21 protein-coding genes are annotated in these 18,592 nt (G+C 58.2%); 11 read left to right on the top strand and 10 right to left on the bottom strand.

Translation table 11 applies throughout. The features are described from left to right. The 6 genes from J3364_RS19155 to J3364_RS19180 all read left to right on the top strand — a co-directional run. Positions 1–95, top strand: a 95-nt coding sequence (locus J3364_RS19155; protein ID WP_349559876.1) for an IS3 family transposase, incomplete at its 5' end; no start/stop codon positions are given. A gap of 97 nt (positions 96–192) precedes the next feature. After that, positions 193–828: a hypothetical protein gene (locus J3364_RS19160; protein WP_349559768.1), complete on the top strand. Its 636-nt coding sequence runs from the start codon at positions 193–195 to the stop codon at positions 826–828. 153 nt (positions 829–981) lie between these two features. After that, positions 982–1,542 carry a non-canonical purine NTP pyrophosphatase gene (locus J3364_RS19165; protein WP_349559769.1) on the top strand — a complete coding sequence of 187 codons (561 nt, stop codon included), beginning with the start codon at positions 982–984 and terminating at the stop codon, positions 1,540–1,542. Beyond that, a complete protein-coding gene (locus J3364_RS19170) occupies positions 1,543–2,361 on the top strand; it encodes an SIR2 family NAD-dependent protein deacylase (RefSeq protein WP_349559770.1) in 819 nt (272 codons plus the stop codon). 552 nt (positions 2,362–2,913) lie between these two features. Further along, entirely contained in the window at positions 2,914–3,369 is a 456-nt protein-coding gene (locus J3364_RS19175) for a hypothetical protein (protein ID WP_349559771.1), read from the top strand. A 1,019-nt stretch (positions 3,370–4,388) separates the two neighbouring features. After that, a protein-coding gene (locus tag J3364_RS19180; protein ID WP_349559772.1) for an IS3 family transposase occupies positions 4,389–5,524 on the top strand; the annotation gives its coding sequence in 2 pieces (ribosomal slippage) (positions 4,389–4,632 and positions 4,632–5,524; 1,137 coding nt in all). A gap of 200 nt (positions 5,525–5,724) precedes the next feature. On the opposite strand, the gene J3364_RS19185 is transcribed toward J3364_RS19180, so the two are convergent. The 4 genes from J3364_RS19185 to J3364_RS19200 form a co-directional block, all read right to left on the bottom strand. Continuing rightward, a complete protein-coding gene (locus J3364_RS19185) occupies positions 5,725–6,672 on the bottom strand; it encodes a type II toxin-antitoxin system HipA family toxin (RefSeq protein ID WP_349559773.1) in 948 nt (315 codons plus the stop codon). After that, a complete protein-coding gene (locus J3364_RS19190; protein WP_349559774.1) occupies positions 6,650–6,970 on the bottom strand; it encodes a HipA N-terminal domain-containing protein in 321 nt (106 codons plus the stop codon). Before J3364_RS19190 ends, J3364_RS19185 begins: the two co-directional genes overlap by 23 nt. Next, positions 6,967–7,278: a helix-turn-helix domain-containing protein gene (locus tag J3364_RS19195; protein ID WP_349559775.1), complete on the bottom strand. Its 312-nt coding sequence runs from the start codon at positions 7,276–7,278 to the stop codon at positions 6,967–6,969. Before J3364_RS19195 ends, J3364_RS19190 begins: the two co-directional genes overlap by 4 nt. A gap of 331 nt (positions 7,279–7,609) precedes the next feature. Next, positions 7,610–7,816 carry a hypothetical protein gene (locus J3364_RS19200; RefSeq protein ID WP_349559776.1) on the bottom strand — a complete coding sequence of 69 codons (207 nt, stop codon included), beginning with the start codon at positions 7,814–7,816 and terminating at the stop codon, positions 7,610–7,612. Positions 7,817–7,930: 114 nt separating this feature from the next. Here J3364_RS19200 and J3364_RS19205 point away from each other — a divergent pair, with 114 nt between their 5' ends. Continuing rightward, entirely contained in the window at positions 7,931–8,890 is a 960-nt protein-coding gene (locus tag J3364_RS19205; RefSeq protein ID WP_349559777.1) for a LysR family transcriptional regulator, read from the top strand. Positions 8,891–8,930: 40 nt separating this feature from the next. Beyond that, positions 8,931–9,860 carry a 2-hydroxyacid dehydrogenase gene (locus tag J3364_RS19210; RefSeq protein WP_349559778.1) on the top strand — a complete coding sequence of 310 codons (930 nt, stop codon included), beginning with the start codon at positions 8,931–8,933 and terminating at the stop codon, positions 9,858–9,860. An 11-nt stretch (positions 9,861–9,871) separates the two neighbouring features. On the opposite strand, the gene J3364_RS19215 is transcribed toward J3364_RS19210, so the two are convergent. The 5 genes from J3364_RS19215 to J3364_RS19235 all read right to left on the bottom strand — a co-directional run bounded on the left by J3364_RS19215 (position 9,872) and on the right by J3364_RS19235 (position 13,587). Further along, positions 9,872–11,008, bottom strand: coding sequence for an MFS transporter (locus J3364_RS19215; protein ID WP_349559779.1), 1,137 nt, complete (start codon positions 11,006–11,008; stop codon positions 9,872–9,874). Beyond that, a complete protein-coding gene (locus J3364_RS19220) occupies positions 11,005–11,532 on the bottom strand; it encodes a TetR/AcrR family transcriptional regulator (RefSeq protein ID WP_349559780.1) in 528 nt (175 codons plus the stop codon). Before J3364_RS19220 ends, J3364_RS19215 begins: the two co-directional genes overlap by 4 nt. 86 nt (positions 11,533–11,618) lie before the next feature. After that, on the bottom strand, positions 11,619–11,948 hold the full coding sequence (locus tag J3364_RS19225) for an AzlD domain-containing protein (RefSeq protein WP_349559781.1): 330 nt from the start codon (positions 11,946–11,948) through the stop codon (positions 11,619–11,621). Then, positions 11,945–12,673, bottom strand: coding sequence for an AzlC family ABC transporter permease (locus tag J3364_RS19230; RefSeq protein WP_349559782.1), 729 nt, complete (start codon positions 12,671–12,673; stop codon positions 11,945–11,947). Before J3364_RS19230 ends, J3364_RS19225 begins: the two co-directional genes overlap by 4 nt. Positions 12,674–12,726: 53 nt before the next feature. Next, positions 12,727–13,587, bottom strand: a complete 861-nt coding sequence (locus J3364_RS19235) for an AraC family transcriptional regulator (protein ID WP_349559783.1) — start codon at positions 13,585–13,587, stop codon at positions 12,727–12,729. Positions 13,588–13,830: 243 nt separating this feature from the next. On the opposite strand from J3364_RS19235, the gene J3364_RS19240 reads away from it, so the two are divergent. Next, entirely contained in the window at positions 13,831–14,571 is a 741-nt protein-coding gene (locus tag J3364_RS19240; protein WP_349559784.1) for an NUDIX hydrolase, read from the top strand. Positions 14,572–14,592: 21 nt separating this feature from the next. Here the strand turns inward: J3364_RS19240 and J3364_RS19245 are convergent, their stop codons facing one another. Beyond that, positions 14,593–15,924, bottom strand: coding sequence for a GGDEF domain-containing protein (locus J3364_RS19245; protein ID WP_349559785.1), 1,332 nt, complete (start codon positions 15,922–15,924; stop codon positions 14,593–14,595). Between the two features lie 249 nt (positions 15,925–16,173). Between J3364_RS19245 and J3364_RS19250 the strand changes: the two genes are divergently transcribed. Together J3364_RS19250 and J3364_RS19255 are read left to right on the top strand one after the other, a co-directional pair. Continuing rightward, a complete protein-coding gene (locus tag J3364_RS19250; protein WP_349559786.1) occupies positions 16,174–18,063 on the top strand; it encodes a potassium transporter Kup in 1,890 nt (629 codons plus the stop codon). A 79-nt stretch (positions 18,064–18,142) separates the two neighbouring features. After that, positions 18,143–18,523: a hypothetical protein gene (locus J3364_RS19255; protein WP_349559787.1), complete on the top strand. Its 381-nt coding sequence runs from the start codon at positions 18,143–18,145 to the stop codon at positions 18,521–18,523. Positions 18,524–18,592 lie beyond the last annotated feature (69 nt).

Here is an 18,592-nt window from a genome sequence, read left to right on the forward strand (position 1 = left end):
ATATAAATGACTATATTGAAGACTTTTATAATCGCCAACGGCTGCACAGTGGCCTGGGTTACCGGACTCCGCTAGAGTTCGAGGAAATCAACTGAAAGGGCGTGTCCGATTTATTGGGGGAATTCCAACGTCCCTGACGGGCCGCCGCTTCGCTCAGCGTTAAAAAACAGGATCTATGAGGAATCATCGAGAATGAATAGAGGATTTTTTGCGCTGTGCTTACTTTTCGTCACAGGGCCATTGTTCGCAGGAACTCAGATTAAGAGCCATTTCGACTTCACCGCTGTGCTACCAGATGGGTGGGTGCAGGTTGGCCCTAGTTCTGCATCAACGATGGAAATAGAGGACTTTTCCAAAGCGAGCCCCATCAATAAAGAAACTCTACATCAAATCAGGAATAAGGTAGCAGGAAAAGAGGTTGAATTCTTTTATGACGTAAAAACCCTCGAATCTGACTTTAAATCAAACATAAGCATTCAAAAAAGTGAGCCTGTTTTAGTCGATAGTCTGAAGGAGCTGAATTCAGAGTGCTCCAGCCTTCCTGAGGCTTTAGAGGAAGTCTATGGTGAGCCGGTTGACATCAAATTCTGTGAAGCAGGAATTTTGAACAAGTGGGCCGTCTTTCGTCATGTTTATGTGGTTCCGTCCCAAGAAATAATGATTATCAACGATACGTTACCCGTAGACGCGAAGCACTCTCTCATTATTGTTGGCGGTGCGCCAGTTGCCGACAAGGAGGGCTTGCAACGGATTCTACCAGCGCAGCAAGCCTTGTTAGACGGTTTGACAAATCACCTTCTCGATGCACAAATGGAATCGAAAAAATAGATCCTAATCCTAGAGCCCTGACATCAAGTGGATTCGGTATTTTTTAACAAAGCAATCAAATTCGTTCCGGCCTTTGGCCTCCACCGGATGCCCTTATCAGGGCGCCGTTTATTGCTGGCGTTAAAGCGCTCCACACAGATCATAGAGTAAACCGTGCTAGAAATTCGCTTCCTCTCACAGAATCAATTCAAAGTCGCCGAGGCTAGTGCAATCCTCAATGGTGCTGGTGTATCGGTTATTCCGATATCTAGTAAGGTTGAGGAATTGCAGACTGAAGACTCCAAGCGTTTGGTCAAGGACAAGGCGATTAAGGCTTTCAAACAAGCTGGTCGCCCGCTTTTTGTCGAGCATACGGGCCTATACATCGATTATATGAACGGCTTGCCAGGTGGTTTGACCCAAATTTTCTGGGATAACCTCCAGGCGGACAAATTTTGTGAAATCTTTGGAATGGCCTCAAAAAACACGCTGGAAGCCAAGACAGTTATTGGATTCATTGATGGCCAGCAGTTTTTCTTCTTCGAAGGCTCCATTCGTGGGACTGTACCTCCTGAACCACGTGGTGATAGATCATTTCAGTGGGATTGTGTGTTTGTTCCGGATGGCTATTCATCTACCTTCGCGGAAATGGGCGATCAGAAACACGATATCTCAATGAGAAGGCGGGCTTTGGACCAATTTTCTGAGTTTTTGAGAAAGCGAGGTATGGTTTAGATGCAGGAACTAGCGGCTGCTATCAGGTCAAAGAAAGCTGTGTTGTTTGCAGGTGCCGGCCTCTCAATGAACCTGGGCTTGCCTTCATTTGGAGGTCTAATCGACAAACTTGCTCGTGATCTAGGCTTCGATGTTGAAGTTTTCCAGAGTTGTGGAGATTATCTGGCGTTAGCGGAATTCTACTATCAGAAGAAGGGGAGCTTAGGACCGCTGAGAAGTTGGATGGATACCACTTGGCACTCAAATGATGTCGAGCTCGAAAAATCTGAAATCCACAAGACCATAGTCGAGCTGGATTTCCCAACGATTTATACCACGAACTATGATCGCTGGATTGAGAAGTCATTCGAGCTGTGGGAGAAAAACTATTGCAAAGTTGCAAGCGTTGCTGACCTAGCTGAAGCACATGATTCCTTGCCACAGATAGTTAAATTCCATGGCGATTTCGACAATGACGAATCTATCGTACTGACTGAATCCAGCTACTTTGACCGACTGGATTTTGAATCACCTCTGGACATCAAGCTACGTAGCGATGTACTCGGAAAAACAGTGCTATTTCTCGGTTACAGCCTATCTGACATAAACATCAGGTACCTATTGCATAAGTTGCAAAAGCAGTGGTCACGATCAGCAAATGGTAAAGGGCGTCCGAAATCTTACATTTTCCTCACAAGGCCAAATGTCGTCCAAGAGGAGTTGCTGAAAGCTAGGGGTGTCACTCCCATTGTTGCGGAATTGGACGATCCAAAAGAAGCAACTTTATCGTTCCTCAGGGAGTTGTTGCATGAAGCGTACGGCAAAACTGCCGCGCTTTAACAAGTGCGGTCAAGGGACGCTCCTATCGTCGCGCCCCTGCCGCTGGCGTTATGCATATGGTTTTGAGCAATGTTTAGATTAGCTGCTTTGTTAGTAATGCTGGTTTCGCACAATGCATCGGCTCAGAGTTTCTTGGACTCGGTAGCCGCAAAGTACTCAGACATGTTCTGTGAACATCAGGGTTTTCTGGAATGTGCTGAGGCGCAAAAGGTTGAGTGCGTATCTGCAATTGATCGTTCGGTTCAGCATTGCGACCAGTTTGCTTTGAAAATTTACAAAGAGATCGAGGCAGGTGAGGATTCCAGACCTTCAGGAGAATCATTTGCAGACTGTTTTTCGACGACCTTTGCCAATGGAATGGACCTCGAAGAAGAGAAGTTTGATTCTTGCAGCTTTCCCGCTCTTCGAGACCATCAAAATGAGCTACGAGAAAAACTTAGGTCTAAGCGGTCCTAAAATGCATAACAAGTGGCTGTTGTCGGACGCACCTACGCTGGCGCTCCGGTGCGCCGCAAAGCCAAAGCGTTAGGTACATAAAAAGGAATTCTGAGTTTGATTAAGAAGTGGGCAATTCCGTTGGTAACTGTGTTTGCGACTGGCTGTGCCAGTAAATACCCAGTGACGTTTGACTCCTACCCTCAAGGAGCGACGCTGGTGTGTAATGGTACCAACTGGGGGTATACACCTAGGACTTTGTATTACGAACCAGAGGTAAAGGAACAACAGTATCTATATCTGAGTGCATGTAGCGCAAATTGGGCAAGTGGAGCCAAGAAGGTCTATGATCCCGTGCCAGTTCAGCAGTTCCAGGATGGTGTACGTCAAACCGCGCAAAGACCAAATGTGCCAGGATTTCAACAGGACTCCGAATTTGCGCTAAAAGTTCAGCAAATGAATTATCAGAGACGCCAGGCACAAGCGGCTGAGCAGTCAGCATATGAGCAACAGCGTCAGAACAACAAAACAACCACCTGCATTACCAATTACGGATTTACTACATGCCATTGAGTACGTCTATTTTTACGTTCGGTTTAGAGAAATCCTCGGATTCGTCAACGGAGCAATTCGTAAGTGCACTATCTTGTGCCAGAGATTCGATTGAAAGCGTTTTGGACAATGAGTCCTTGAGCATCACCGTTGAAGGTCATTCGGTTGTCATCAAATCTCGAGATTCGGAACAGCCCATCGGGATGACTTTGGCGGATTGTCGCGAAAAACTTAAAGGTAGTTTTTGCGATTCATCCGGACAACTATATCCCGAATTCGCAAAGGTTGTGCCTGCTGGCAAAAATACCTAACCATTGCAGGCACAGCGACGCCCACTACATTGCGCCTTCGGCTCCATTCCGTGGGCGCGCATGCTGCAGGCGTTAAAACCACAAAGAATCGACCAGGGAGGGCGCGCAACATGATTTGGTACATCATTTTCCCGGCTACCTTACTCGTTCTGTGGGATCAGATTGGCCTCGCGTCCGATTCAATTTGGCAGGCCGTTTTTGCACCACTTTTATTCACATTAGTGTTGGTCTATTTCCTCATGTGGCTATTCTTGAAGTTCCTCGGAGGAGGCTCATCTGGTTCCCCTGGAGGTCTTGGCGGCTACATTGGTGGAGGCGGTTCAGGAGGCGATGGCGGAGGTGATGCTGGGTGCTAGGTTTTAACAAGTTGTTGTAGTTTGTTCCGGCCTGCGGCCTCCACCGGACGCCCCTGTCGGGGCGCCGCTAAACAAAAGCGTTAGCTGCTAAGGAAGCCGTTCATGAAGCTTTCAAAATCAAAAATAGACCGTGCTGGCGTTGCCCTAGCAAAAGATTCTTACCGAGACGCCGACGAATGGGTTGAGTACGAAGATGTACTTGATAAGTATCGTGAGGCTCACTTGCAGCCATTGACAGAGACCACTCTCGAGTTACAGCAATGGTTGACTGGTTGGACTTCCCCCGGTGCAGTGGACACTCCTAGCCTATGATTGGACTTCCCCCGGTGCAGTGGACACTCCTAGCCTATGATTAGAGCATAGGAGGATTGCCATGAGCAGCCAACGTTACACCCCAGAATTCAAGGATGAAGCGGTCCGACAAGTCCTGGAGCGGGGCTATACCGTATCGGAAGTATCGCAACGACTTGGAGTCTCCGCTCACAGTCTCTACAAATGGGTTAAAGCGGTAAAGCCGGATAAGTCCGATCAGCAGGCTGCCGAACTGGTTGAAGCCAAGAGTGAGATCCTCAGGCTGCGCGCCCAAGTGCGTCGGGTTGAAGAAGAGCGCGATATCCTAAAAAAGGCCGCTCGGTACTTTGCCAGAGAGCCCGAGTAAAGTACCGGTTCATCAACGATCACCGGCGTGAATTCAATACCAAAACGATGTGCCGGGTTCTCCGGGTCGCTCGTAGCGGTTTTTATCAATGGCTGCACAAACCCCTGTCTGACCGAGCCATTGATAACCAGCGACTGCTGGCGCAGATCCTAGCGTCTTATCAGGGCAGCTCCGGCGTTTATGGCTCCCCAAGAGTGTTTCTGGACCTTCGGGAGGCCGGGGAAACCTGTGGTTTGAATCGCGTGGCACGTTTGATGAAAGAACATAAAATCAAAGCGCTACGAGGTTATAAAGCGCCTCGAGTGATCGCAGGAAGGCCGTCCATCCTGACCCCGAACAAGCTTCAGCGCGAGTTTACGGTGGACCGCCCGGACAAGTCCTGGGTGACTGATATCACCTACCTTCGGACCTGGCAGGGATGGTTGTACCTGGCGGTGGTCGTTGATCTCTTCTCACGCCGCGTGGTGGGCTGGTCGATGAAACCTACTCTACACCGCAGCCTGGTGGTGGATGCGCTACTCATGGCCGTTTGGCGGCGTCGACCGAAGGACTCCGTCCTGGTCCACTCCGACCAAGGCGCGCAATATGGGAGCGATGATTGGCATCGGTTCTGTCGCGCCCATAATCTCGAACCCAGTATGAGTCGACGAGGCAACTGCTGGGATAATGCGGTAGCCGAGTCCTTCTTCAGCAGCCTGAAAAAGGAACGCATCCGCAAACGGATCTACAAAACCCGTGATCTGGCCAAGGCGGATGTGTTCGACTACATCGAAGTATTCTATAACCGGCTTCGGCGTCACACCCACTTGGGAGGCGTCAGCCCGGAGGCCTTTGAGCGGGCCTCCGTTTGAGGCTGGGGCGTGTCATGCATAGCGGGGGAAGTCCACCTAAGCAGGAGAAAACCGATGCCGGAAATGATCACGGGTAAGAAAACCCAGCAGTACAGCGCCGACTTCAAAGGCAAAGCGGTGAAGTGGAGCCACCTGGCCTCTACAGGAGCGCATCTCATTTGACAGGAATTGCCGCCAGGTAGCGGGCGTTTCTCGCTCCCTCAAATAACCCCAATAAACTGCAGCCTTTCCGAAACCAGATCCTGGTACCGAGCCTTCATCTCGTCGGGCAGGTAACTCGATCGAATCAAGTTCGGCGCGGCCTTTTCCACTCGTCCGGCCAACCGGCGAATACGGCTGGCGGCAGCCTTCTCTCCCAGACTTGCACTCGAAGCCAGTTCAACGAAATCCGATCCCGAGTAATGGCCATTGCCCATTTCCGCGTGGTAAGTCGGTTCCCGGTCCGGGAAGAATTTGAGCGCCATCGCCCGGCCGCCCTGATTGTAAAGACTGGCGGCGAGGACGTCGTAGGCGGGCGCGAGGACGATCGGTTGGCCCAGGACAAAGCTGATGTTCTTGAGGTGATGGTCGTCGTTGCCGACCAGGTAGGAAAAGACGAGGCGATCCAGCAATCTTGCGGCAACCGCCGTGCCGCAGCGCTCCTGCGTCAGCGCCAGCACTTCGGAGTAACTGGCTGAGTCGTACTTGGAGTCGGACGCGTCGTTGCGGATCCCGAGGGCTTGCATGGCGTCCTCTTGATGGCGTTTGCCGTCGGTGGTGCGATCGTAGCGCCGAATGACGAAAACGCGGTGACCATCCTGCAACGTGATCAAGCCACACGGCGGTACCTCAAACCCCACCTGGCGCATCAACGTCAGGGTCAGGTGCTCGTTTTCGGCAACGTATTCAAAAGACTCCGGGCTGGGTTTGAGGATCAGGTCGCCATCGTGGTCCACCAGCTCCAGTTTTTCTTCAATAACCTTCAACTGGGCCTTGATCTGGACGCCACTGATGGAAAACCCCTGGGTCATGCGCGGCATCTCACGGACCAGGTCGCCCCGTGTTGCGGCAAGGTCCGTTGAGACTTTCGCGCTCCCGAAGAGGGTTTTCAGGCAGGCCGGGTGATACGGCTTGTTGCCCGAGTCCTTAAGACAAATCTGACAGTTCAATGGTCACCGCTCCCGGCAGGTCTCTGCCGTTATGAACCAGCAAGGCGAACTGGTCGTTGGGATCAATATGCTGCTGCTGGGACTGCATGCGCTTGAGCCACCCTTCACTCACCAGTCCGCTGAAATAGCCGGGCAGCCCCTGGGTGATAAAAGGCGCTTCCTGCAGCGGCAGGCTCATGCTGAGTGGTGGGCGAGAGAGGGCCAGGTAATCCGGGGCGTACTGGAACATCACGGCACCATCGGGCTTTCTCTCCAGTGTTCCGGCCAGCTCGCCATGCAGGTAGACGTGGGCTCTCATACCATCTCGATCCAGAGCTTGAAGTTCAGGACCCGTCCCACACTTTCCAGCGTCTCAAGCCGCGGGTTGCCATCGGCTCGTTCCAGGGCCCGGTAGGTGTTGGGCGACAGACCAGCCAGCTCGGCCGTTTCCACCGGGCTGAGGCTGAGCTGCTCGCGCCGCTCCTGGAGCAGGTCGGGCAGATGCCGGATTTCCCGGAGATCCGGCGTGGTGGAGTGCTCAAGATCGTCCACGAGCGTCTGGAGCGACGTGATTTGATGCTTGAGCGCCGCAACGATTGTTGCTTTTGTGCGGACATCATCAGCCATGGCCGGACACCTCATTCTAGGATGTTCAATATATTGACCAGTAAGTCGTTTTGTATGTCTTTTGACTCACTATTTTGATTTTCTGGTGAGCTTTAGTCAATAAACTGCGCTTATTTATTCAAATGGCTATTTTTGATCATAAAAATGAATGGTTTGCCTGGAATGGTCCTTCCTGATGGGGGGATTCTGATGTGGGTGCTTTAGGCAGGGTACTGCGCGGCGCGTCAGCGTGGGGAGATTTTCTCGGGCATTGAGGTAACGGCAAACCGGGACGTCGGGCTTCCTCCGCGTCATCCCGGTTTGCTTCCTGATCGACTTCGCTGGCATTCGCTCATTTCAAGCGCCGGATCAGGGCCCGGAAGACCTCCCGCCGGGCGCGGCGCTGATCCCGTTTGACCCGCTCCAGATCAATGCCGCCCAGCCCGTCGCGGTATCGGGGCGAAATGCTCTCCTTGAGTGATTCCCTCTCCTCAACGGCGTGATCCTGACGTTTGACCAGGCGGCCGGGAATGTACGGTGCTTGTCCTGAAACCATCATCGTGTGACCTCCTTAACGCCGCCCCAATCAGGGGGCGTTGGTTATCCCGTGGATTCAGGAAAATGCTAACCTTGTTCTCTGTTGCACAACATTCCATAAACGTGAGTGTTTACTTTGCAAAAACGAACAGGGGAATCCGGCCAACCGGCAGCATCCAAAGCGCAGAAAACACGGAGTGCCCTGGCCTGGAACGACTTTGAGCTCGTCCTGGCCATTGCGACGGCGGGCTCGCTATCCGGAGCCTCGCGCACCCTGGGCGTCAGTCACGCCACGGTGTTCCGGCGGTTGGGTGAGATCGAGCGACGTCTGGGCGTGGCGCTGTTCGAGCGGGGTCGCACCGGCTATCAACCCACGCTGGCCGGTGAGGAGCTGGCCGACACCGCCCGGGTGATGGACGAGGCGGCCCTGGCCGCGGAACGAAAGGTGGCCGGGCGTGATCTGGAGCCGACGGGGGAGATCTGGACCACCACTACGGACTCGCTGTTGATGGGCCTGCTGGCGCCGCTGTTCACGGAGTTCCGGCACCGGTATCCGGGCATCGTGCTGGATGTGGCGGTGTCCAACCAGTTGTTCAACCTGACGCGCCGGGAGGCGGACGTGGCCATTCGCCCGTCCAACCGCCCGCCTGAGAACCTGATCGGCCGACCGCTGACCACCATCGGCCAGGCCGTTTACGGCCACCGCAGTCTGGGGCTGACGCCCGGGGCGTCCATCGAGTCCCTGGCCAGCCAGCCCTGGATCGGCGCCGGGCCCCGCCTGACGGATTCCGCGCTGGACCCCTGGATGGAAAAGCACGCCCTGAAGGCATCCTGCATCTACCGTGTGGATACGCTGGTGAGCATTCTGAGTGCCGTGCGTTCAGGCATGGGGCTGGCAGTCCTGCCCTGCTACCTGGCTGACGACGATCCGGACATCGTGCAACTCACCAGCCCCATCCCCGAGCTGCAATACGGCCTGTGGTTCCTGATGCATCCGGATCTGCGGGGCGTCGTGCGGATTCACGCGCTGATGGATTTTCTGACAGAGGCCGTGCGAGCCCAGAAGAAGCGCTTGGCAGGTGCGGATATTGGTTGATGCCGTTCCGGCCTGTACATAGGGAAAGGACAATGAACCCATGACGATCCTCATCATCGCCCCCGATAAAGATCCCGAACCGTGGATTAGCGCCCTGAAAAGCCTGGATCCGGAGCTCGACATCCAGGTCTATCCCAACGAGGCCCGCAAAGCCGACGTAACCTTCGCCCTGTGCTGGAATCATCCCGAAGGCGTACTGCGGGACTACCCGAATCTCCGCTGCATCTGTTCCATGGGGGCCGGCGTGGATCATGTGTTGAGCGACCCGCAGTTGCCTGAGGGCGTGCCGGTCATTCGACTGGTCGATCCGCAACTGGCGCAGTCGATGTTCGAGTATGTCTGCGCGGCGGTGATGGTTTACTTCCGGGACTTCGATGCCTACCGAGCCCAGCAGGAACAGGCGCTGTGGCAACCGCGGGCGCCAAGGCCGATCGGCGAAACGACAGTCGGCATGATGGGCCTGGGGCAGTTGGGTGAGTATTCGGCGATTCGTCTTTCGAGGCTGGGCTTCAATGTGATCGGCTGGTCCCGGACGCCGAAAACGATCGAGGGCATTACGGCCTACGCCGGAGCTGAGCAGCTGGAGGCTTTTCTGTCACAGACCGATGTACTCGTCTGTCTGCTGCCCCTGACGAATGAAACCCGCGATATTCTCAATCTGGACAACCTGCGCAAACTCCCGGCCGGCGCGTGTCTGGTGAACGTTGCCCGCGGCGAACACGTGGTTGACGAGGATCTGCTGGCCGCGCTCGACGAGGGCACGTTGTGGGGCGCCCGCCTCGACGTCTTCCGGCAGGAACCTCTCCCCGAGTGTCATCCCTTCTGGCGCCATGAAAAAATACGGCTGACACCACACTGCTCCAGCCTGACCGATCCGGTGTCCGTTGCGCCACAGATTGTCGAAAACGACCGCCGCCTGAAGGATGGGCGGCCGTTATTGAATCGGGTTATGCCGTCTCGGGGCTACTGAGCAGCGTTCGGTCACTGCGGCTGAGGCGCCCGTCTATTGACTCTGGCCAGCCCCGCGGTCATCGCGATACTGGCAAAGATCATCGCCGCGACGTTGGGGCCGAGCGCGTCCAGCAGCAGCCCGAACAGCGGTGCCCCGGCGGTCTGGCCGATAGCTATGGTAAGAAATCCAACCATCAACCCGGTGGCCGGCCGGTCTGACAGGGCCGTGACGCCCCAGATCAGGTAGACCCCGGTCAGCATCACGTAGGCGGCACCGAACAGCGCGCCACCCGCGATCGTCGTGCCCGGTGTCGCCAGGCCCGAACCCACGGCGAGAATACTCACCGCCATGGCGCCCAGGAAGCCCCAGTGGACCCGGTCAATGCCGAAGCGTCCAACCAGCGAACCGGCCCCGGCCCCGGCGATCCCGGCCGCGCCGATCGCGATCCAGAGCACGCCGATGCCGGTGGTGCCCCAGCCCAGCCGGAGCGTCGCCAGCTGCCCGCCAAAGGACCAGATGGCGGTGCTGGCGGCGCCCATGATGAAAGCAGCCATAATCAGTCGGGCGACGTCGTCGTTGATAGGCGGCAGGACGCTGGCGGTCGCCGAACGGCTTGTGGCCGAGGGCACACAGCGAGCGGTGGCAATTGTCAGTACGAGCGCCGCTGCTGTAAAGGCGGCAAACGCCAGGCGCCACTGGCCGCCAATCGCCAGGGCGACCGGTCCGGACAGCGCTACGCCAACGCTGGTACCGGCGTTGATCGTCGAATTGGTTTTATCCTGCCGGTCCCGGCGCACCGCGGCGGCGACCGCGGCCGCCATCGGTGGGGAGGCCAGACCGGTGCTGGAGCCGGCCAGCATGACGGCGCCGGCGAGCCAGAAGGCGTTGGGTGCCATTGCGATGCCCGCCATACCCACGGCCGCCACCAGAGCGGCACTGACGGCGACGGCCCGCGCGCCGATCCGTTCGGTCAGGTAGGCCGACCCGACAATCGCAAGGCAATAACCCAGAAACGAGCCGCCAGAAATGACACCCGAGAGGGCGGGGCCGAGCGCCAGATCGGCATCAATCTCGGGGAGGAACAGGCCAAAGGCAAAGCGCGCAAAGCCGTAGCAGACGCCAATCAGGCTGAAGCCGACGATGCCGAGTCGTAATGCCGGACTCATGGCCGCACCTGTTTGATCAGGATCGCCGCCGCTTGCCGGGCCGCCGCAATGGCTTCCGGCCCCCGATAGACGGATGCAGCCGTGGCGCCCTCGAAGAGCACCAGGATCTGGTCGGTCAATGCGTCACCGCCGGTCTTCCCGACATCCTGCTCAACCACGTTGGCAATGTGGCTTCTGAACGCGGCCTTGTGCGCGGTCACGGTCTCGGCAATTTCCGGTGTGTCGCCCCCGGTCTCGCTATAGGCCCGAAGGAACAGACAACCGCGCGAGCCCTCGTCCCGCACCCAGTCCTCCAGGGCGGCAAAGAGCGCATCCACGCTGTGAACGTCGAGATAGTGCATGAAGCGGCGCTCGCGCTCGGAAAGCACCAGGGCCGAGAGTGCGGCCTTGCTGCCGACATGCTTGTAGACCGTCCGACTCGAAAACCCGGCGGCCTTCGTCAGCCGGTCCATCCCGGTGGCGGTGAACCCGTGTCGATCGAAGAGTTGTTCGGCGGCTGTGATGAGCTTTGTCTTAATATCCATGCTGAACAGGGTAAAGTGATCGTTTTACCTGTGTCAACGGTGAGCGCCTCTTCGTTACCGTTTGGCGGGAGCGGCCCATGGGAGCCCTACACAGCGGCGCCCTGCGACAACCACCAGCGAGCCACCCCGAACAGCAGCATGCCAAAGCCGACGACCACGAGGGTTTTGCGCGTCAGCAGACTCAGGGCAATCGTACACAGGCCAGCCAGCAGATAGGGCAATACCACACTGCCCGGGCCTTGTGGTGTCTGGAAGACGATGGGCGCCCACATGGCGGTGAGCACAGCCGGCGCGGTGAAATCCAGCGCTCTGCGGAATAAGCCGGGCAGCTCAAATCGAATGCTTTGAGCAAGGAACACATACCGGCAGCTGAAGGTGACGACGGCCATCAGAACAATGTTGAGCAACGTGTTCATACAGAGGCCCGTCGACGCGGGCCATTCATCGACGCCAAAAGCCCGACCAGCATACCGGCCCCGGTGGCCAGGATCAGCCCGTGCTCAACGCCCTGATGGTTCAGGCTAACGGCACTGACACCACTGGTGATAACACAGAGCAGCGTCGGACAGCTGCGAATGCCGGGGATGACGATGGCGATGAAGGTGGCCGCGATAGCAAAGTCGAAGCCAAACTGATCGAGATCAGGAGCGGCATGACCAAGGACAATGCCGGCCAGCGTCGCGAGATTCCAGACGCCGTACATGGCGAATCCGGCGCTGAGGGCGTGACGCGGGCAAAAGTCGGCGCCGCGCCCGAGCCGGTTGGTGACAACGGCGAACATTTCGTCGGTCAACACAAACGCCAGGGCCAGGCGCCACCGGAGATTCAGGCTGCGCACTTCGTTCCGGAACACGGCGGCATAAAGCAGGTGCCGGGCACTGATTACGGCGGTTGTGCCCAGTAGCGAGCCGGTTGAGGCGCCGGCCGCAAACAGTTGCAGGCTGGCCAGTTGAGCGGCACCCGCGAAGACAAGCAAGGACATCAGTTGGGCCTGGATGGCCGTCAGGCCCACATCCACCGCCAGTGAACCACACAGGATACCCCAGGGGATCGTGGCGAGGGCGAGCGGCAGGATATCCACCATACCCTGGCGAATCGGGCTTTCTTCGCGATAGGGGCTTACGGAGGGAGCAACGGGCATAGCGGGCCGGCCTCTGTCGATTCAGTGAGGCAGACAGGCTATCCGCGCGACGACTATCCGGCTTGTACGGTCTTGCTCAGGGCTTTCTGGTAGCGGGCGGGTGTGGTGCCCATGCAGCGCTTGAAATTGTGGGTCAGGTGGCTCTGGTCGTGAAAGCCGCAGGCAACGGCGACGGTTGCTGGACTCAGGCCGTCCTTCAGCAAGGCTTTGGCACGAATGACCCGGGCCTGGACCTGGAAGGCATGGGGCGGCAGTCCGAATTCGGCCTTGAACTGCCGGACCAGATGATAGGGGCTGAGCTGGGCGACGGTGGACAGTTCATCGAGGGTCAGGTTCTGCTCCAGATGATCCATGAGGTAGCTGCGCACCCGTTGGAGCACCGGCTTGTCGGGCCTTCGCGGCCGCAACGGTTTGCGGGTTCTTGAGTGTCGCAGTACCAGCCCGCTGAGGATGGCATACAGGACCGTGTCCAACAGCAACCGGTTGGACGGGCTGTCGAGAAGTTCGTAGAACAGCCGCAACTGGGCGGCGATCTGGGCGTCTTCCACCACGGCATCCGGAAAGTACGGAGCGCCCCGGTCGCCGCAGAGCAAACCGTTGCAGACCCGTTCAAAATGGTCGGGCAGTGGGTAGATCGCGCGATAGGCCCAGCCCCCTTCGGTTTCCGCCTCGCCGGTGTGGACGTCATCCGCATTGACCAGGATGATGCCGTCCCGGGCAGCAATGTGCTGGGCGCCGGTCCGGTAGAAACGTTGGGCCCCGGTTTCCACCAGACCGATGGTGTAGGTTTCATGCACGTGCCGGGCAAAGGTATGCGTGCGGTACTGCGCCTCGACCATCTCGATATCCTGCCCCGCGCTGGGGTCGGGCACCATGCCAAAGCGGACCTTTTCGGTCAGTTCGTGTTTTTCCATAGGCCTATCATTACCGATTTTGGCGTCGGGTCTTGTAAAAAATTGCGCGGAATCGGGTAAATGGCGTGAATACCCACTTTGGGTATTTTTGTGCCCAAATTGGGTACTGAAGCAACGCCCAATCTCAGGCCCGTTGCCATAGCTTGATAGAATCGTTTTCGCTACAGTCGAAATGCAATGACTGGATGGCTGCTCTGCCCGTCCGGTGCTGCCCAGATCCCCACTCAATCACAGGTACGGCTTTTGACGTTCGAACTCGACGCCTTCAACGGCGTCATTATCCAGTCCGATGCGATGCCCGCTGAAACCGGGGCGTTTCGCGACGCTCTGCAGGAGATCGTGACGTTCTCGCGCCGTGAGTCGAAGAACATTGTCTGGCTGACGCTGTCGATCCAGTGTTCGCACCTGATCGCAGTGGCGACGGAGTTGGGGTTCGTGTTCCACAACTGCCAGGAGGACGAGTTGACGCTGATCCTGAAGGCACCGACGACGACTTTCGTGCCGTTTATCCCGACCCATACGGTCGGAGCCGGGGCGATCATCACCAACGATCGGGGCCAGATCCTGGTGATCCGGGAACAGGGCATGACCGGTTTCAAGCTGCCCGGTGGGCATGTGGAGCTGGGGGAGCGGATTGAGGATTCCGTGGTGCGGGAAGTCTGGGAAGAGACCGGTATTCGGGCCCGCTTTCTCTCGATTGTGGGCTTCACGACCCGCCACCCGTTCCGGTTCGGTAAGTCGAACGTCTATTTCGTGTGTCGGTTGGCGCCGTTAACCGAAGACATCGCGATCCAGGATCCGGAAGAAATCGCCGAGGCTCGCTGGGTCGACTGGCACGATTTCATTGCCGACAAAACCAACTCCCCGTTCAACCGCCAGATGGTGGAAGAACTGAGCCATGTCGACGGGTTACGCGCCTTTGAGCCCACAAACAACACCGGCCCGTTCCGCAAGCACGAGACCTTCTTTGCTAGAGGCAAATGACGTTCCGGGCCGAATCGGCCGTCAGGCCACGCAAACGCTATTACGGCCACCGTCCTTGGCCCGGTAGAGCTGTTCATCGGCGATCCGCAGCATGTCGTGCTGCGTGGTCTGCAGGCTGGTCAGGCCAAAGCTGGCGGTGACCTGCAGGCCGACGGCGATCTGGTGCCAGCTGTGCTCTTCGATGTGCCGGCGCATGCGCTCGGCAATCTCTTCCGCCATCTCTACGGATGTATCCGGCATCAGCAGGATCAGCTCTTCCCCACCGAAACGGGCCAGGATGTCGTGGCTGCGGACGCACTCGCGCAGCAGGCGCGCGATCTGTTGCAGCACGGCGTCGCCGGTCTGGTGGGAGAAGTTGTCGTTGATGCGTTTGAAATGGTCGACGTCGATGATGATCAGGGCCAACTGGCGTCCCTCGCGCCGGCACTCGCCGAACCAATGGTCGAACTGTTCGTTGAAGTAGCGGCGGTTGTACAGGCCGGTCAGCTCATCGGTGTAGCTCAGCTTTTCCAGGGTGTGGGCCTGCCGGGCGATGGTGGCGTTGGAGGACTGCAGGGCCTGGTACTTGTCGGTCAGCTCATCGCTCATCCGGTTGAAGGCGTGGGCCAGTGTGGCGATTTCGTCGCGGCCAGAGACGGTAATCGGCTCGCTCCGGTTGCCCGGCTCCATCCCGTCGACTGCGTTGCTCAGATGACGCAATTGACGCAGCATCGGCCGAGTCAGGAAGAACGCCACCAGAAACGAGAGCACCAGCGCGACACCGCCGGCGACGGCGAGGCTTTGGTAAAGCAGGGTGCGGTAGCTGTCGTCGAGGCGGGTCTCCGGTGCCGTGCCGGCGGCCAGGGCGTAGCCCACCGGTTGGCCGTTGAGCGTCAACTCATCGGCCCGCAGGCGCTCCAGCCAGGTCAGCTTCTGGCCGGCCTGGTAGTCGAAGAACGGATGGAAGACGTAGCCTTCGGTGTCGGCCAGCACGAATCGCATGTCCTGTGAGACAAAGGGGTCGCCCTGCTGCCGGCCGGGTGGCCCGAAACCGGGCGGGGGTGGAAAGCCCGGCAGCGGCCTTCGACCGGCTGGGTGCCGTGCCTGGCGTTGTGAGTGCCTGGCCTTGTCCACTTCGATAATACGGTGGTACAGATCCAGTGCCGCGTCACGATTGCCCCAGGGCAGCGCCCCGGGCATCTGCTGGTAGCGCTCGATCAGGTGGGTAAAGTGGTCGAAGTGGGTGTTGCGGGCCTGGCCCAGGAATCGGTGTTCCATCAGCCAGGGTGTGACCAGGGCCACCACCAGCACGGCGCCCAGGCTGCTCAACAACAGCGCAGCGAGCACCTTGGCCCTCAGGGTCAACGTCATCATAGGGGACATCCTCGTTACGTCTGCGTCGTCCTGCGGGACAACCCGCGTCCCCCGGTGGCCAGCGGTCTGATTCCGGCCGCTGAACAGTATAGCTGCAGTCGCTGGAAAAGATGAGAACCGGATCTTTCGGTGGGGCCGGTCCATTCGGTCATGTTGCGGATCGATCACCTGTGCTGGCGACTGCTACGCTATAGAAGCATTCCGGGGGGCATCAGCCCCGGCGACCTTCTCGTATCACAAGGACTGAGCATGGCTGAATCCGGAGAGGCTGCGAAGCCCGGCCGCGCGGCGGTCGGGCTGGCGGTGCTGGGGATCGTCTACGGCGATATCGGCACCAGCCCGATCTATGCGCTGCGTGAATGTTTTCGCGGGGTGAGCCCGGTCCCTATCACCGAGGCCAATATCCTCGGCATCCTGTCGCTCATCTTCTGGGCGCTGATCATCGTGATCTCCCTGAAATACATGGTGTTTATCCTGCGCGCCAACAACCACGGCGAGGGCGGGATTTTCGCACTGCTCGCCCTGTTGCGGCCGGATCGCAATCAGGAGAGCCGTTCCCGTCGGACGCTGGTGTTGTTGGGCCTGTTCGGGGCCGGGCTACTGTATGGCGGCACCATGCTGACACCGGCGATCTCCGTGCTCAGTGCCGTGGAGGGTTTGGAGGTGGCGGCGCCATCGCTGGAGAGTTACGTGCTGCCGATCACGGTCACCATCCTCGTGATCCTGTTTGCGGTGCAAAAGCACGGTACCGCCAAGGTGGGCACGCTGTTCGGGCCGATCATGGTGGCCTGGTTCCTGACACTGGCGGTGTTGGGTATCAACAGCATCGTGGCGCACCCGGAAGTCCTGAAGGCCGTGATGCCCTGGTACGCGGTCCAGTTCATGATCGAAAACCGGCTGCCCGGTTTCCTGGTGCTGATCGGGGTGTTCCTGGTCGTGACCGGTGGCGAAGCGCTCTACGCGGATCTGGGGCATTTCGGGCCGACGCCGATCCGGGTGGTCTGGTTCGGCTTCGTGCTGCCGGCCCTGCTGCTCAATTACTTCGGTCAGGGCGCGTTGCTGCTGGACAAGCCGGAGGGCACGTTACAGCCCTTTTTCCATCTGGCACCGGACTGGGCGTTGTTCCCGCTGGTGGGGTTATCGACGGCGGCAACCATCATCGCTTCCCAGGCGGTGATCACCGGCGCATTCTCGTTGACCCGGCAGGCCGTGCAACTGGGTTTCGTGCCGCGGTTGCAGGTGCACCAGACTTCCGAACACTCCCACGGCCAGATCTACATGCCGGGCATTAACTGGCTGCTGATGGCGGCCGCCCTGGCGCTGGTGGTGACCTTCCAGTCTTCCGAAGGGTTGGCCGCCGCCTACGGCGTCAGCGTGAACGCCACCATGCTGGTGACGACCATACTCGCCTTCAATGTGGCCCGGGAGCGCGGCGGCTGGAGCCTGGCCAAGGCAAGCTTCTTCCTGCTGGTGTTCCTGAGCGTGGATGTGGCGTTCCTGAGCGCCAATGCGGAAACCATCCCCCGCGGCGGCTGGTTCCCGGTGGCCATGGGGGCGGTGATCTTCACGGTGATCGTCACCTGGCGGCGCGGCAGCGAATTGCTGGTGCAATCCTACGAGGCGAACACGGTTTCCGTCGAGACGCTGCTGGGCCGGCTTGAACACGATCCGCCTCACCGTGTGCCGGGCACCGGGGTGTTTTTCACGGCGCGGGCCGAGGAAGTGCCGCGATCGATGATGCAGCTGTTGAACCTCAACAAGTTGCTGCATGAGAAGATCGTGATCGTGCATGTGAACGTAACGCGGGATCCGCGGGTGTCCAACGACGAGCGCTGGGAGATCAAGGATTGCGGCCAGGGACTTTACGAGGTCATCCTGAACTACGGGTTCATGCAGGGCTTCAACATCCCGTCGGACCTGGCCTACTGCATCGAGCACCGCAATCTGCCGATCGACCTGAATGAAACCACCTATTTCGTCGGGCGCACCTCGGTCATCGCCGACCGCAAGAAGGACGGTATGATGGCCTGGCGGGACCGGATGTTTGCCTTCATGGTCCGCAACACCTTGCATGAGACCTCGCTGTACCGGATTCCGGCGGGACGGGTGATCGAGATCGGGCTGCAGTTGGGGATTTAGGGCCCCGTCTGGTTTAAGGTGGTCGGAGAACCGGGGCCGTCGTCCCGGTATTGAGTAACGGAAAAGGAGATTCCAGACCATGATTCGTTCGTTCCGCATCGCCGTCATGGCCCTCGCTCTCGTCTCTTTCGGTGCGCTTGCTGAAGGCCGGCCCAGTGCCGCCACGGAGGCCTTGCTCGACGGCCAGTTAAAAGCCATCGCGGCCGACGATTACGCCGGATTTGTCGACCATGCCGACGCGCACTTCCGCCAGACCCTGGGGAAGGATCAATTCCATTCGGTCGCACAGGCTCTGGGCGGTCCGTTGCAGGCGGGTTACGAGACGACCTATCTGGGCGCTCTGAATCAGGCCGGTTTGAAGGTATACCTGTGGAAGATTGTCTACAGTGAAAAGAAAGACGACAACCTGATCAAGATGGCGCTGCGGGACGATGACATTGCCGGTTTCTGGATTCAGTGACACACGCGAGCTGGCGACAAACGGCTTTCCGGTGCGCAGTCGAAAAGCCCGGGCAGAACCGGTGATCAG

Origin of the sequence: Marinobacter sp. NFXS9, assembly GCF_040148665.1 — a bacterium.
In the GTDB taxonomy this organism is placed as follows: Bacteria; Pseudomonadota; Gammaproteobacteria; order Pseudomonadales; family Oleiphilaceae; genus Marinobacter_A; species Marinobacter_A mangrovi.

What these genes read in the sequence shown, in the direction of transcription:
- J3364_RS19235 (WP_349559783.1), bottom strand. Translation starts at nt 13,587, where the DNA reads ATGGAAAAACACGAACTGACCGAAAAGGTCCGCTTTGGCATGGTGCCC.
- J3364_RS19200 (WP_349559776.1), bottom strand. Translation starts at nt 7,816, where the DNA reads ATGATGGTTTCAGGACAAGCACCGTACATTCCCGGCCGCCTGGTCAAA.
- J3364_RS19250 (WP_349559786.1), top strand. Translation starts at nt 16,174, where the DNA reads ATGGCTGAATCCGGAGAGGCTGCGAAGCCCGGCCGCGCGGCGGTCGGG.
- J3364_RS19195 (WP_349559775.1), bottom strand. Translation starts at nt 7,278, where the DNA reads ATGGCTGATGATGTCCGCACAAAAGCAACAATCGTTGCGGCGCTCAAG.
- J3364_RS19225 (WP_349559781.1), bottom strand. Translation starts at nt 11,948, where the DNA reads ATGAACACGTTGCTCAACATTGTTCTGATGGCCGTCGTCACCTTCAGC.
- J3364_RS19190 (WP_349559774.1), bottom strand. Translation starts at nt 6,970, where the DNA reads ATGAGAGCCCACGTCTACCTGCATGGCGAGCTGGCCGGAACACTGGAG.
- J3364_RS19215 (WP_349559779.1), bottom strand. Translation starts at nt 11,008, where the DNA reads ATGAGTCCGGCATTACGACTCGGCATCGTCGGCTTCAGCCTGATTGGC.
- J3364_RS19255 (WP_349559787.1), top strand. Translation starts at nt 18,143, where the DNA reads ATGATTCGTTCGTTCCGCATCGCCGTCATGGCCCTCGCTCTCGTCTCT.
- J3364_RS19160 (WP_349559768.1), top strand. Translation starts at nt 193, where the DNA reads ATGAATAGAGGATTTTTTGCGCTGTGCTTACTTTTCGTCACAGGGCCA.
- J3364_RS19210 (WP_349559778.1), top strand. Translation starts at nt 8,931, where the DNA reads ATGACGATCCTCATCATCGCCCCCGATAAAGATCCCGAACCGTGGATT.
- J3364_RS19220 (WP_349559780.1), bottom strand. Translation starts at nt 11,532, where the DNA reads ATGGATATTAAGACAAAGCTCATCACAGCCGCCGAACAACTCTTCGAT.
- J3364_RS19230 (WP_349559782.1), bottom strand. Translation starts at nt 12,673, where the DNA reads ATGCCCGTTGCTCCCTCCGTAAGCCCCTATCGCGAAGAAAGCCCGATT.
- J3364_RS19170 (WP_349559770.1), top strand. Translation starts at nt 1,543, where the DNA reads ATGCAGGAACTAGCGGCTGCTATCAGGTCAAAGAAAGCTGTGTTGTTT.
- J3364_RS19245 (WP_349559785.1), bottom strand. Translation starts at nt 15,924, where the DNA reads ATGATGACGTTGACCCTGAGGGCCAAGGTGCTCGCTGCGCTGTTGTTG.